Annotated in this window: 14 protein-coding genes; 8 read left to right on the top strand and 6 right to left on the bottom strand. The window is 61.9% G+C overall.

What is annotated here, in order from left to right; all coding sequences use genetic code 11:
* Nucleotides 1-8 precede the first annotated feature (8 nt).
* A complete protein-coding gene (locus tag JFT63_RS03375; RefSeq protein ID WP_082629642.1) occupies nt 9-2,234 on the bottom strand; it encodes a DNA internalization-related competence protein ComEC/Rec2 in 2,226 nt (741 codons plus the stop codon).
* 136 nt (nt 2,235-2,370) lie between these two features.
* On the opposite strand from JFT63_RS03375, the gene JFT63_RS03370 reads away from it, so the two are divergent.
* Nucleotides 2,371-2,886 (top strand): DUF2062 domain-containing protein, encoded by a 516-nt coding sequence (locus tag JFT63_RS03370; protein WP_005789057.1) that lies wholly within the window; start codon nt 2,371-2,373, stop codon nt 2,884-2,886.
* A gap of 3 nt (nt 2,887-2,889) precedes the next feature.
* Here JFT63_RS03370 and JFT63_RS03365 read toward each other — a convergent pair whose 3' ends face one another.
* Both JFT63_RS03365 and JFT63_RS03360 read right to left on the bottom strand, forming a co-directional pair.
* On the bottom strand, nt 2,890-4,248 hold the full coding sequence (locus tag JFT63_RS03365) for a sensor histidine kinase (RefSeq protein WP_057703136.1): 1,359 nt from the start codon (nt 4,246-4,248) through the stop codon (nt 2,890-2,892).
* Nucleotides 4,235-4,963, bottom strand: a complete 729-nt coding sequence (locus tag JFT63_RS03360) for a response regulator transcription factor (RefSeq protein ID WP_057703135.1) — start codon at nt 4,961-4,963, stop codon at nt 4,235-4,237. The genes JFT63_RS03365 and JFT63_RS03360 overlap by 14 nt, the downstream gene beginning before the upstream one ends.
* Before the next feature lie 205 nt (nt 4,964-5,168).
* On the opposite strand from JFT63_RS03360, the gene JFT63_RS03355 reads away from it, so the two are divergent.
* The 4 genes from JFT63_RS03355 (at nt 5,169) to JFT63_RS03340 (ending at nt 9,987) form a co-directional block, all read left to right on the top strand.
* Nucleotides 5,169-7,922 carry a response regulator gene (locus JFT63_RS03355; protein ID WP_198843450.1) on the top strand — a complete coding sequence of 918 codons (2,754 nt, stop codon included), beginning with the start codon at nt 5,169-5,171 and terminating at the stop codon, nt 7,920-7,922.
* A 162-nt stretch (nt 7,923-8,084) separates the two neighbouring features.
* Nucleotides 8,085-9,074 carry a 2-hydroxyacid dehydrogenase gene (locus tag JFT63_RS03350; RefSeq protein ID WP_198843449.1) on the top strand — a complete coding sequence of 330 codons (990 nt, stop codon included), beginning with the start codon at nt 8,085-8,087 and terminating at the stop codon, nt 9,072-9,074.
* Between the two features lie 71 nt (nt 9,075-9,145).
* Complete coding sequence (locus tag JFT63_RS03345; RefSeq protein ID WP_198843448.1) at nt 9,146-9,586, top strand: hypothetical protein; 441 nt, start codon at nt 9,146-9,148, stop codon at nt 9,584-9,586.
* On the top strand, nt 9,583-9,987 hold the full coding sequence (locus tag JFT63_RS03340) for an META domain-containing protein (RefSeq protein ID WP_186558603.1): 405 nt from the start codon (nt 9,583-9,585) through the stop codon (nt 9,985-9,987). The genes JFT63_RS03345 and JFT63_RS03340 overlap by 4 nt, the downstream gene beginning before the upstream one ends.
* Nucleotides 9,988-10,119: 132 nt before the next feature.
* Here the strand turns inward: JFT63_RS03340 and JFT63_RS03335 are convergent, their stop codons facing one another.
* Nucleotides 10,120-10,581, bottom strand: a complete 462-nt coding sequence (locus JFT63_RS03335) for a TlpA disulfide reductase family protein (RefSeq protein WP_057703130.1) — start codon at nt 10,579-10,581, stop codon at nt 10,120-10,122.
* 115 nt (nt 10,582-10,696) lie between these two features.
* On the opposite strand from JFT63_RS03335, the gene arsC reads away from it, so the two are divergent.
* From arsC to JFT63_RS03320, 3 genes are read left to right on the top strand one after another with little or no spacing between them, the layout of a single operon-like run.
* Entirely contained in the window at nt 10,697-11,050 is a 354-nt protein-coding gene (gene arsC / locus JFT63_RS03330; RefSeq protein WP_198843447.1) for an arsenate reductase (glutaredoxin), read from the top strand.
* Nucleotides 11,047-11,661: an NAD(P)H:quinone oxidoreductase gene (gene wrbA / locus JFT63_RS03325; RefSeq protein ID WP_198843446.1), complete on the top strand. Its 615-nt coding sequence runs from the start codon at nt 11,047-11,049 to the stop codon at nt 11,659-11,661. Before arsC ends, wrbA begins: the two co-directional genes overlap by 4 nt.
* Complete coding sequence (locus JFT63_RS03320) at nt 11,645-12,049, top strand: DUF2069 domain-containing protein (protein ID WP_057703128.1); 405 nt, start codon at nt 11,645-11,647, stop codon at nt 12,047-12,049. Before wrbA ends, JFT63_RS03320 begins: the two co-directional genes overlap by 17 nt.
* Nucleotides 12,050-12,162: 113 nt before the next feature.
* On the opposite strand, the gene JFT63_RS03315 is transcribed toward JFT63_RS03320, so the two are convergent.
* Nucleotides 12,163-12,834 carry a DNA-3-methyladenine glycosylase I gene (locus tag JFT63_RS03315; RefSeq protein WP_010209632.1) on the bottom strand — a complete coding sequence of 224 codons (672 nt, stop codon included), beginning with the start codon at nt 12,832-12,834 and terminating at the stop codon, nt 12,163-12,165.
* 67 nt (nt 12,835-12,901) lie between these two features.
* Entirely contained in the window at nt 12,902-13,726 is an 825-nt protein-coding gene (ttcA, locus tag JFT63_RS03310; protein WP_198843445.1) for a tRNA 2-thiocytidine(32) synthetase TtcA, read from the bottom strand.
* Between the last annotated feature and the right edge of the window lie 86 nt (nt 13,727-13,812).

Here is a 13,812-nt window from a genome sequence, read left to right as displayed (position 1 = left end):
ACGCCGGGTTACGGTAACGGTTCGCGCCAGAAACGACGTTGACTGCGCGCAACCGTCGGTGGCGTGAATGCTCCCAGGCGCAACCGTACAGCGCCTTGCTCGGCACTGTCATAGACCCGGCTGCCCAATGCCTGATAGCGCTCCAGCACCTGCGAATGCGGGTGCCCGAACGCATTGCCGCGCCCCCGGGAAATCAGCACCGCTGTTGGCGCCAGCCGCTGCAGGAAAGACCAGGATGAAGAGCTGCGGCTGCCATGGTGCGGCGCTTGCAGCCAGTTGGTCGGAACCGCCAGCGGCGAGGCCAGGAATGCTTGTTCGGCGGCGCGGTCGATATCACCGGTGAGCAGCAAGCGCTCGCCATTGGCCTGGACCTGCAATACGCAGGATTTCGGATTACCCTCAATCGCGTCAGACCATTGCCACAGTTCAAATGCCACGCCGTCCCACTCCCACTGCTCGCCACTGCTACAGGGTTGTGTAGCGAGGAACGCTGGCAGCCCTTCGGTTTCACCGCCCACCACACGCTTGACGGGCAGGCCAAGAGCCACCGCCGCCGCACCGCCGGCATGATCAGCATCGGCATGACTGAGCAGCATCATGTCCAACTGCCCTACCCCGAGCTTTTTCAGCGACGGCAAGACCACCCGCGCGCCCAGATCGACAGGCCCCGAGCGTGGGCCGGCATCGTAGAGCAAGGTGTGATGGCGGGTACGCAGAATCAGTGCCTGGCCCTGACCGACATCCAGTTGCAACACCTCCACCTGGCCATTGGGCACCCCATCCCTGGGCGGAAACACTGCCACCAACAGCATCGGCCAACCCAGCACTCGAAACGGCAGCCCCTTGGGCAACAGCACGATCACTGCGCCCGCCAGGCTCACCAACCAATACATCCACGGCACTTCAGCCGGTACCCAGGCCGGCAGTTGTGCAGCCAGCAGCGCCAGGCCCTTGAACAACCCATCCAGCGCGCCACCAGCCAGCCACAAAAGGCCCTCGCCGATCAACGGCACCCATAGCAGCGCCGTGCCCAGCAGCGCCAACGGCAGTACCACCAGACTGATCCAGGGCACGGCGAAGAGATTGGCCACCGGGGCACTGAGGCTGATGGGCAACCCCAACACCAGCAGTACCGGAAACAAGCCAATTGCGATCAACCACTGGGGGCGGGTCCAGATCTGCCAGACGTTCCAGGGCCCCAGGCGCCCGCTGAACGCCAGCACCAACACCGCGACCGCCGCAAACGACAACCAGAACCCCGGCTGTAAACTGGCCAGGGGCTCAATGAGCAGCACGCCATTCAACGCCAGCAACAACGGCCACCAGACCCCCAAATGGCGAAAACGCATACGCCACAGCAGCACTAGGCCGACCATCACACACGCCCGCTGCACCGGCACTCCGAACCCCGCCAGCAGGCCGTAGCCCAACGCCGCGGCAAACGCCAAGCCGCACGCCCACGGCAGCCACGGCCAGCCTCGCGGCCAGCAACCATAGCGCGCCAACATGGCGACCAAGCCGTAGATCAACCCCGCCAGCAAGCCGATGTGCTGTCCGGAAATCACCAGCAGATGCACCGTGCCGGTGTTCTGCAACGCTTGCCAATCCTCAGGTGCAAGCCCGGAACCGTCGCCCAACACCAACGCCGCCAGGCCCGCCTCACGGCCGTGGGCCTCCACGGCCATCAGGCGCTGGCGAACCGCATCGCGCCAGGCATGGCGCGCCGGCGCCAGGCGCTCACCGTCCTTCACCGTCGCACTGGCGCCGATGCGCTGGGCCAGCAGCCAGGCTTCGTGGTCAAAGCCATGGAAATTGAGCAGGCCGGCAGGCCGCTTGAGGGTCAATGCCAGACGCCAGTACTCGCCGCTGTTTACGGTCGGCCCGCCGTGCCAGGACACGCGGATACGTTGGGGTAGCCGTGCATTACGGGACCGACTGTCGGCCAGCTCGAAACGCACGCCCGTGCGTGTGTGCTGCGGCAAGCCGATGACACGCCCTTGCACCCAGCGTGTCTGACCGTCCAGCGTCGGTTGCAATCGATCATCCAGTGCCCACTGTGCGCTGATGCAGGCCCAACTCAAGCCAACCAGAAAGAACGCCACGGGATAGGTGCGAAAAGGCAGCAGTATCAAGGCCAGTATCAGCATGGCCAGCAGCCCGGCGCCAGACGGCAGCGCGGGTAACCAGCGCAACGCCAGCAACCCCAGCGCCAGCGCGAACATCCCTGTTTTCATGGATCATCCTTTTCCAGTGATCCACTTAAGTCTTAGCCGACTGACCGGGAGCGCCTATGATGTTTTGTCACAAAGTCTGAATTTTCTGTTTATAGAATCCGGGCATACTTGCCCTTCAAATTGACCTGGACCCCTTATGCCCCGGCGCTTATTCAAACGGTACATGCCCGATCCCAGCAGCATCAGGGAACACAAGTCATTACAGTTTCTTGGCACCCTGCTGCATGACCCGAACCTCTGGCACCTGAACCGGCATTCAGTCGCGCGCGCGATGGCGGTGGGTTTATTTGCGGCGTTTATACCGATTCCGTTGCAGATGCTGCTTGCAGCGATCCTGGCGATCACCGTGCGCGGCAATATGCCGATAGCGGTCAGCCTGGTATGGCTGACCAATCCGGTCACCATGCCGGTGGTATTCGTCTGTACCTACCTGACCGGCGCCTGGCTGATGAATGTACCGCCGCGCAGCCTGCCCGACGACCTGACCTGGGAATGGATCAGCGGCCAGTTGAGCACGCTCTGGCAGCCGTTTTTGCTGGGCTCGGTGGTATTGGGGCTGGTGCTGGGTGCGCTGGCCTATTGCTTGACCATGGCCTACTGGCGCTGGTGGGTCGCCCACCAGTGGAAGAAACGCAAGCTGCGTCGCCGTTGACGGTTAACGGGCCGGCAAGCGCATATGCACACGCAAACCCGGCCCGCAGTTCTGCGCCCACAGGCGCCCGCCCTGACGCTGCACAGCGTTGCGGGCAATGCTCAAGCCCAGGCCGAACCCACCATCGCCAGGTCGCGAGCCGTCCAAGCGGGTAAAGGGCGCGAAGATACGTTCCAAATCCTGCTCATCAATGCCGCCGCCCTGGTCCTGCAGCCAGATATGCCAATAATCTCCCTCGCGGCAGCCGTCGAGTAGCACGGCGCCATCGGCTGGCGAGTGACGTATGGCGTTGCGCAGGATATTTTCCAGGGCCTGGGCCAGTGCATTCAGGTTGCCGCGCACCCAGCTGTCGGCCGGCAACAGGCATGGTAAGCGTGATGCCGGCCAATGGCTTTCGAAACAGGCGTTTTCCCGCAACATGTCCCACAACGCCTGGAGCTGAATATCTTCCTGGGGCAGCGGCGCTGTTTCGCTGTCGAGCCAGGCCAGTTGCAGGCTGTCTTCCACCAGGCGTTGCATGGCGTCGATCTCCCGGCCCAGGCGCTCGCGCAAACGGGTCGGATCCTGCTCACTGTCGCAGGCCACCCGCAGGCGGCTCAAGGGCGTGCGCAATTCATGGGACATATCGCGCAGCAACTGCTGCTGCAAGCGCACCGTGCCCTGCAAGCGTTCAGACATATGGTCAAAGGCGCGGCCCAACTCCCCCAGTTCGTCCTGACGACTGGTGGCATCGCGGGACATCCGCGTATTCAATTGATCCGCACGCCAGGCATTGGCCTGCTCACGCAGTTGATTGAGGGGCATGATCAGCAGCCGATAGAGGCCAATGCACAGCAACAAGGTAAACAGGCCCGGGATGACGCCATTGGTCACCACCCGCCAGAACAGCTGATAGCGGCCCGGCATAAAGCGCTGCGGCAATTCGATCACCAGCGAGCCCATCCCGGGGTCAACCGGAAACGGTACCTTCATCCACGGCAGGCCGATGACATGCCGGCTGACCGGCCAATCCAGGCCGCGCAAAAAGGTCAGGCGCTGACTTTCCTTGTCGTTGAGAGGCGTACTGCCGAGCGATTGCAAATCGTTGCCGATCACTCCCACCCAGGTAGTTTCGCGCTTGGCCATCAGCTGCAACCAGGCATCCACACCAGCGCTGCCTTGCGTACTCCACGCCAGTTCGGCACCTGCGGCGTAACCGTTGAGGATCTCCCGCGATTTGTCGGACAGGTAAGCACTCTGCTGTTCCATGTAGCGGCCCCACGACCAACTGAGCCAAATCATCAGCAAACAGAAGGCGATCAACAGGCAGGCCAGTTTCCAAAACAGTGAGTGCTTGCCAGGCAGCCGCTCAAAGCCCTTCATCATGACCGCTCAGCACATAGCCTTTGCCCCACACCGTGCGCACTTCACGCTCGGCGTAGCCGATGGCCTTGAGTTTGCGGCGAATCTGACTGACGTGCATATCGAGGCTGCGGTCATGGGGCGCATAACCACGCTGCAGCACGTGCTGATACAGGAAGGCTTTACTGAGTACTTCTTCAACATTGCGCTGCAGGGTTTCCAGCAGACGGTATTCACTGCGCGTCAACCCGGCCCACTGTGCCTGGCAGGCCACATCACAGCGCTCATCATCGAACTGCAGTACCCGGGCATCCTCGCGCACCACCGGGCGCGGCGGCTCGGGTCGGCGGTCCAGGGCCACGCGGCGCAGGATGGCTTCAATGCGCACACGCAGCTCAACCATGCTGAACGGTTTGGGCAGGTAGTCGTCCGCCCCCAGGCGAAAGCCGCTGATGCGGTCGGCTTCAGCGCCCAGGGCCGACATCAGGATCACCGGCATGGTATGGCTCCTGCGCAAATGGGTGAGGATCGACAAACCGTCGAGCCCCGGCAGCAGGATATCCATCAACACCAGGTCGAACGCCTGCTCGCAAGCCATTTGCAGGCCCTGCTGGCCGTTGCGGCACCACGTCACCTGGAAACCACTGCGACCAAGCTGCTCATGCACGTAGGCACCCAGCACAGGGTCATCTTCGATGGTCAGGATTGTGGGTAAGCCAACTGCTGCGGGATTCATTAGCGTCTGCAAGTCATTCTCAATCACTGATTATTCAAGATTAAACGTTCACAGGCAATCGCCACCCGGCGCCGAATGGCCCGAAGATTGCCGCATGTCATTAATTTGCGAGATTCCAGACCGTGCAAATGGCTACACTGCGCAGGTGGCGCGGGCCGGATGCCTGTGTGGATAATGGATAACAACGTGGTAGCAGGAGAGTGGCGTGCTTAGAAGAATGGGGATAAAAGGCCGCGTACTGTTGCTGACCTTATTACCGACCAGCCTGATGGCCCTGTTGTTGGGAGGCTACTTCACCTGGATGCAACTGTCGGAGTTGCAGAGCCAATTGCTGCAACGCGGCGAAATGATCGCCGAGCAATTGGCGCCCTTGGTAGCGCCCGCCCTGGGCCACAAGAACACCGAGCTGCTGGAGCGCATCGCCACCCAGTCCCTGGAGCAACCGGACGTGCGCGCCGTGTCGTTCCTGGCGCCGGACCGCTCGTCCCTGGCCCACGCCGGCCCAACCATGCTCAACCAACCGCCCACCGGCAACAGTTCGCGCCTGTTGCAGCGCACCGGCAACGATGCCACCCGCTATCTGCTGCCGGTATTCGGCCGTCATCGCAACCTCGCCGGCGACGTGATACCTGATGAGGCCGACCGCCTGCTGGGCTGGGTCGAAGTGGAACTCTCACACAATGGCATGTTGCTGCGCGGCTACCGTAGCCTGTTCGCCAGCCTGTTGTTGATCGCCATCGGCCTGATGTTCACCGCAGCGCTCGCCCTGCGGATCAGCCGCACCATCAATTCGCCGATTGGCCAGATCAAGCAAGCCGTGGCCCAGCTCAAGGACGGTAACCTGGAAACACGCCTGCCGCCCCTGGGTAGCCAGGAACTGGACCAGCTCGCATCGGGCATCAACCGCATGGCCGAAACCCTGCAAAACGCCCAGGAAGAACTGCAACACAGCATCGATCAGGCCACCGAAGACGTGCGTCAGAACCTGGAGACCATCGAGATCCAGAACATCGAGCTGGACCTGGCACGCAAGGAGGCCCTGGAGGCCAGCCGCATCAAGTCCGAGTTCCTGGCCAATATGAGCCATGAAATCCGCACGCCGCTCAACGGTATCCTCGGCTTTACCCACCTGCTGCAAAAAAGCGAGCTGTCGCCGCGCCAGCTGGATTACCTGGGCACGATTGAAAAGTCCGCCGACAACCTGCTGGGCATCATCAACGAAATCCTCGATTTCTCCAAGATTGAAGCCGGCAAGCTGGTGCTCGACAGCGTGCCGTTCAACCTGCGGGACTTGCTGCAAGACACCCTGACCATCCTCGCCCCCGCCGCCCATGCCAAGCAGCTCGAACTGGTGAGCCTGGTGTACCGCGACACGCCACTGGCGCTGGTAGGCGACCCGCTGCGCCTCAAACAAATCCTGACCAACCTGATCAGCAACGCCATCAAGTTCACCCGCGAAGGCACTATCGTCGCCCGGGCGATGGTCGAGGACGAACAGGAAGACAGCGTGCAGTTGCGCATCAGCGTACAAGATACCGGCATCGGCCTGTCCAACCAGGATGTGCGCGCGCTGTTCCAGGCGTTCAGTCAGGCTGACAACTCGCTGTCGCGCCAGCCTGGCGGCACCGGCCTGGGCCTGGTGATTTCCAAGCGATTGATCGAGCAGATGGGTGGCGAAATTGGCGTCGACAGCACACCGGGTGAAGGCTCGGAGTTCTGGATCAGCCTGAACCTGCCCAAGACCCGCGACGACGTCGAAGACCTGCCCGCCCCACCGCTGCTGGGGCGCCGCGTGGCCGTGCTGGAAAACCACGAACTGGCGCGCCAGGCTCTACAACATCAATTGGAAGACTGCGGCCTGGAAGTCACTCCGTTCAATACCCTGGAAAGCCTGACCAATGGCATTACCAGTGCGCACCAGACCGAACAGGCCATCAGCCTGGCCGTGCTTGGCGTCACCGCCAATGACATTCCGCCCGAGCGTCTCAACCAACATTTGTGGGACCTTGAACACCTGGGTTGCAAGGTGCTGGTGCTGTGCCCGACCACAGAGCAGATGCTGTTCAACCAATCGGTGCCCAACCCCAACAGCCAATTGCAGGCCAAGCCCGCCTGTACACGCAAGCTGCGCCGCTCCCTGGCCGACCTGATCAGCCCCCGCCCTTCACGCAGCGAGCCGGGAGAGCCGTTGTCCAGCCGTGCGCCACGTGTGCTGTGCGTGGACGACAACCCGGCGAACCTGCTGCTGGTACAAACCCTGCTGGAAGACATGGGCGCCAAGGTACTGGCGGTGGAAAGCGGTTACGCGGCCATTGATGCGGTGAAACAGGAAACCTTCGACCTGGTATTGATGGATGTGCAAATGCCCGGCATGGACGGTCGCCAAAGCACCGAGGCGATTCGCCAGTGGGAAAGCGAGCGACACGGCACGCCGCTGCCGGTGGTGGCCCTCACGGCTCACGCCATGGCCAATGAAAAACGCGCCCTGCTGCAAAGCGGCATGGACGACTACCTGACCAAACCCATCAGCGAGCGGCAACTGGCCCAGGTGGTGTTGAAGTGGACCGGCCTGGCCCTGCGTAACCAAGGCCCGGAACGCGTCAACGAAGGCCTGGTTCAAGGCGTGCAACTGCTGGTGCTCGACCACGAGGAAGGCCTGCGCCTGGCGGCCAACAAGGCCGACCTGGCCGCCGATATGCTCGCCATGCTGCTGGCCTCCCTGGAAGCCGACCGCCTGGCGATTACCGTCGCCCGCGAAGCCAATGACAACCATGCCCTGATCGAACGCGTGCACCGTTTGCACGGCGCCACACGCTACTGTGGCGTGCCACAACTGCGCGCGGCCTGCCAACGCGCTGAAACCCTGCTCAAACAGGATGATGCCAAGGCCATGGCCGCGCTGGATGAACTGGACATGGCGATTGCGCGGCTGGCCAGTGAAGCCAGAGTCAGCGCCTGACCCTGTTTTCATGGGCAATGAATCAACAATGTGGGAGGGGGCTTGCCCCCCGATAGCAGTTTGTCAGTCGAAATATCTGTAACCGATGCACCGCAATCGGGGGCAAGCCCCCTCCCACATTCAGTCAGCACTCCAATATGTAAATTGCAGGGAGCCTTCTTAATGCGCGTCATTCTCTTCAGCAGCCAAACCTACGACCGCGAGAGTTTCCTCGGCGAACCGCTGCCGGCCGGCCTGGAACTGCAATTCCAACCCGCCCGCCTCAACCTTGATACCGTGGCCCTGGCCGAACACCATCAGGTGGTCTGCGCCTTTATCAACGACGACCTCAGTGCTCCAGTGCTGGAGCAACTGGCCAAGGGCGGTACACGCCTGATTGCTCTGCGCTCCGCCGGTTACAACCATGTCGACCTGGTCACCGCCAAACACCTGGGCCTGAGCATCGTACGCGTGCCGGCCTATTCACCCCACGCCGTGGCCGAACACGCCGTGGCGCTGATCCTGGCCCTTAACCGCCGCCTGCACCGTGCCTACAACCGCACGCGCGATGGCGACTTCAGCCTGCATGGGCTCACCGGTTTTGATCTGGTCGGCAAAACCGTTGGTGTGGTCGGCACCGGGCAGATCGGCGCAACCTTCGCCAAGATCATGGCCGGTTTCGGCTGCCAGTTACTGGCGTATGACCCCTTCCCCAATCCACACGTCCAGGCCCTGGGCGCCCGCTACGTGAGCCTGCCCGACTTGCTGGCCGAGGCGCAGATCATCAGCCTGCACTGCCCGTTGACTGCCGACAGCAAACACCTGATCAATGCCCGCTCCCTGGCGCATATGCAGCCCGGCGCAATGCTGATCAACACCGGCCGCGGTGGCCTGGTCGACACGCCCGCGCTGATCGAAGCCCTCAAGGAAGGCCAATTGGGCTACCTGGGGCTGGACGTTTATGAAGAAGAAGCCCAGCTGTTTTTTGAGGACCGCTCGGACCTGCCCCTGCAAGACGACGTACTCGCGCGCCTGCTGACCTTCCCCAACGTGATCATCACTGCACACCAGGCCTTTCTCACCCGTGAAGCCCTGGCGGCGATCGCCGGCACCACGCTGGCCAACATCGTGGCGTGGGCCGATGGCCGGGCGCAGAACCTGGTCGAGGGTTGATCAGCGGTCACATACCAGGCTCATGATGGGCCGGCACCCGTGATAGGATGCCGCGCCTATTTGGAGGATCCATGGCCGAACACGATTTCCGCTTCAGCTTGCTGAGCCCGCAACACACCCTGATCGAATGCCGCGCCCTGGTGCCGGGCCGTTACCAGGTCACCGGCAACGGTGGTTCGATCAAACACGGCGACGTTCTGATCGTCACCCTGCGCGGCAGTAAAACCCTGTCGATGCGCCTGACGGTCGAAGGGGACGTGCGCTACTCCATCCGCCCGGCGGGCCAATGGGTCGCCATGGCCCAGGGGCCGAAGTTCGGCGAACTGGAGATTCACACCTGGAAGGTCAACTGCGACAGCTGCGAGGCCGTGCTGGAGTTTGAATTCGCGGTGGAAACCAAGCTGACCAAAGAGCCGCTGCAACCGGCCGCCAACGCACGCATCAAAGAACTCGGCTGGGCCGGCGAAGGCGACAAACACCGCTGCCCGAAATGCCAGCAGGCCGCCCAATGAAGGGCCCGCTGCTGCTCGCCGCAATCGGCTTGGGGCTGACGGGCTGCGCCGCTGATAGCGCAAAGCTCGAACGCGACCATAGCTACGTGGTGGAGTGGATCGGTGAGCGGCCGTTGATGGACTACGCGCACCTGACCGTCACCCTGGGCGCCGATGGCCGTGCCTACGGCAACGGCGGCTGCAACCACTGGTTTGCGCCGTACACCGTCGAGGGTGACAAGCTGAGCTTCGGAGCTATCGGCAGCACCCGCAAAATGTGCGCCGAGGCGTTGATGGAGCAGGAGCACCGCTTCTTCCAGGCCCTGCAAGGCGTTCAGCGCTGGGACATCTCGCCGATCGAACAGACGCGCTTCTGGCCGGCCGAAGGCAAGCCGATTCGCTTGTGGCTCGAAGAAGGCTGACCTGGGCGCACGCTCCTGTATTAACGCGGTGTCCTCTGGTTCTGTGGGAGCTGGCTTGCCTGCGATACGGACCACGCGGTGTATCAGGTACACCGCAGCGATGCCATCGCAGGCAAGCCAGCTCCCACAGTGTCAGCCTTTCAGGGCCTTGAGTTTGGCCAACACCCCTTCCGCCGTCTGCTCCCCCATCAACTGCTCCCGCACCTTGCCCTTGTCGTCGATGATGTAAGTCACCGGCAACGCCTCACTGCGCGGAATCTCGAAGATCCCGTCCGGGTTCTGGGCCAGGACCGTAAACTTGATCCCCAGCTTGTCGCTGGCGGCCTTCAGTTCCTCGCCCTGCACGTTGTCGAAGTTAACCCCGAACACGCCAACGCCCTGCCCCTTCAGTTGTTCGGCCAAGGCATTGAGCTCGGGGATTTCCGTGCGGCACGGCCCACACCATTCGGCCCAGTAATTGACCACCAGCCACTGTTTGTCCAAGCGTTCGGCCGCCACTTTCTGGCCATATTGGTCAACGCCGTAATCGTTACCGCAGCCGCTGAGCAGCAGGGTTGTGATGATCGCCAATGCACCGATCAGTCGCCTTGTCATGGGGTATTCCTTCGCAAAAATGAACGTTGGCTGCGGCCTATCGCCTCTTACGGTTTAAGGACAGGCGCCAGCGCAGGTAGAATACCCGCCACCTTACGCAAGATGCGACCCGCACATGACCGATCTGACGCTTTATCACAACCCGCGCTGCTCGAAATCCCGCGGTGCGCTCGAACTGCTTGAAGCCCGCGGCCTCACCCCCACCGTAGTGCGCTACCTGGAAACCCCGCTGAACGCCGCACAGATCAAGGCCCTGCTCAAAAAGCTGGGGATCAGCGCACGCCAACTGCTGCGCACCGGCGAAGACGAATACAAAGCCCTCAACCTGGCCGATGCCGGCTTGAGCGAAGCGCAATTGATCGCCGCCATCGCCGAGCACCCCAAGCTGATGGAGCGCCCGATCCTGGCAACCGCCGACAAAGCCATCATTGGCCGCCCACCCGAGAACGTACTGGAGATTCTGCCGTGACCACGCCCTATGTGCTGGTGCTGTATTACAGCCGCAATGGCTCGGTCAGCGAAATGGCCCGGCAAATTGCCCGGGGTATCGAACAAGGCGGCATGGAAGCACGTCTGCGCACGGTGCCGGCGATTTCCACCGAATGTGAAGCCGTGGCGCCGAGCATTCCCGATGAAGGCGCGCTGTATGCCAGCCTGGACGACCTGAAGCACTGTTCAGGCCTGGCCCTGGGCAGCCCGACCCGTTTCGGCAACATGGCGGCACCGCTCAAGTACTTCCTCGACGGCACCAGCAACCTGTGGCTCACCGGCGCTCTGGTCGGCAAGCCCGCCGGCGTGTTCACCTCCACCGCCAGCCTGCACGGCGGCCAGGAAACCACGCTGATGTCGATGCTGCTGCCGCTGCTGCACCATGGCATGTTGATCACCGGCCTGCCCTACAGCGAACAGGCACTGCTCGATACCCAGGGCGGCGGCACGCCGTACGGCGCCAGCCACCATTCCGGGCCTGACGGCAAGCGTATGCTCGATCAACATGAAATCACCCTGTGCCGGGCCCTGGGCCTGCGCCTGGCCAAGACCGCCACACTGCTGGAGCATGGCCGTGGCCAGGAAGCCTAAAGTCCTGCCGCCCCAGGCGTGGCTGGAACCACGGGTCAAAATTGCACGCGCATTGAGCCTGCTGGCGTTTTTCGCCCTGGTAGGCCTTTTGTGCGTGTATTACCTGTTGATTGCCGACCTGCACGGCGCGCGGCCCTGGGTGATCCTGCTGATCGAGCTGGTGCCGCTGCTGGTGCTGGCGCCAGGAATGATGATCGGCAGCGCGCGCGGGCATTCGTGGATGTGCTTTGTGGTGAACCTGTATTTCATCAAGGGCGCGCTGGCGGCGTACGACCCGAACCGTCAGTGGTTCGGGGTGTTGGAGATGCTGGCGAGCCTGGCGGTGTTTTGTACGGCGCTGTTGTATGTGCGTTGGCGGCATCAGTTAAACCGTAGACTGGCCGATTGACCCACTCCCTGTAGGAGCGAGCTTGCTCGCGAAGATCGTCAACGATAACGCGCTCATGCAGGTTTAACGCGTTGTCCTCAGGTTCTTCGCGAGCAAGCTCGCTCCTACAGTGATCAATGGTTGACGGTATAGGCCAACATCATCGACAGCTGGCACATCGGCCGCCCACTTTCGGCATGCCACTGGTTGAAGGCACCCTGCACCGTCGCCAGGTCCCGCAGGCTGGTCGGCGCCTTGTCGACGATCTTCTGCGCATTCAACGCTGCCACCACGTCATAGCTCGGCACGAACGTATCCTTGCCCACCATGCGCAGGAAACGCGGGGCCGACAGCCCACCCAGTTGATGGCCGTGTTTGCTCAGGTATTTCCATAGCCCGACGATATCGGTGACCGGCCAATCGGCGACAAACGCGCCAAAGCTGCCCTTTTCCTGCTCGATATCCAGAATCATCTGCGCATTGCGCGGCACACTCTTGAGCTTGCCCAGGTGGCGGATGATGCGGGTGTCCTGCATCAGCCGCTCCAGGTGCTCGGCGCCCATCAGCACGACTTTCTCCGGATCGAAGCCGAAAAACACCTGCTCAAACGCCGGCCATTTCGCGTCGACCACACTGTGCTTCAAGCCCGCACGGAAGACGCGCAGTGCCAGAGTCGACAGATAGCGGTCATCACTGATCTTGCGCAATTGCGCCGGGGTTTTGGGCACAGGCAGATGGGCTTCCAGCTCGGCCGCCGAACCGAAGCGGTTCAGACAATATTCGTGCAGCCACTTGTAATCGCGCATGCCCTCTCCTGGCAGTTGAATTGAAAACGGCGCCCGCAAGCGCCGTTTACTAGAGCCTCGATGCGGCTCAGAGGTTCACTACATTGACGAAACGCGAGGCTGCCGTCTCATCGATTTTCAAGCTGGTGAAGTCGAACAGGTTGCGATCGGCCAGTTGCGACGGGATCACATTCTGCAGGCTGCGGAAGATACTTTCGGTACGCCCGGGGGTTTTGCGCTCCCAGTCCACCAGCATCTCCTTGACCACCTGGCGCTGCAGGTTTTCCTGGGAGCCGCACAGGTTGCATGGAATGATCGGGAACTGCTTGAAGTCGGAATACGCCTGGATGTCCTTCTCGTTGCAATACGCCAGCGGCCGGATCACTACGTTGCGTCCGTCGTCGGCGCGCAGCTTGGGCGGCATGGCCTTGAGCGAGCCGTTGAAGAACATATTGAGGAAGAAGGTTTCGACGATGTCATCGCGGTGATGACCCAGGGCCATCTTGGTCGCGCCGATCTCATCGGCAAAGGTATACAGCGTGCCACGGCGCAGGCGTGAGCACAGCGAGCAGGTGGTCTTGCCTTCCGGGATCAGTTCCTTGACCACCGAGTAGGTGTCTTTTTCGACGATGTGGTACTCGACGCCCAGTTCTTTCAGGTAGGCCGGCAGCACATGCTCGGGGAAACCGGGTTGCTTCTGGTCCATGTTGACCGCCACGATCTCGAATTTGATCGGTGCGACCTTTTGCAGGTGCAGCAACACGTCGAGCATGGTGTAGCTGTCTTTGCCGCCGGAAAGGCAGACCATGACCTTGTCGCCGTCCTCGATCATGCTGAAATCGGCGACCGCTTCACCGGCCAGGCGACGCAGGCGTTTTTGCAGCTTGTTCTGGTTGACTGTAAGAGTGCCCATGGCGCTTGGATCCGCAAAGGTGTGTGACGAAAAGCGCAGCATTTTACCGGCAAGACTGACGAAGTTCCAATGTGGGAGCTGGCTTG

Source organism: Pseudomonas sp. MF7453 (assembly GCF_016405455.1).
GTDB lineage: Bacteria > Pseudomonadota > Gammaproteobacteria > Pseudomonadales > Pseudomonadaceae > Aquipseudomonas > Aquipseudomonas paralactis.
This window is presented reverse-complemented; position numbering and strand designations above follow the sequence as displayed.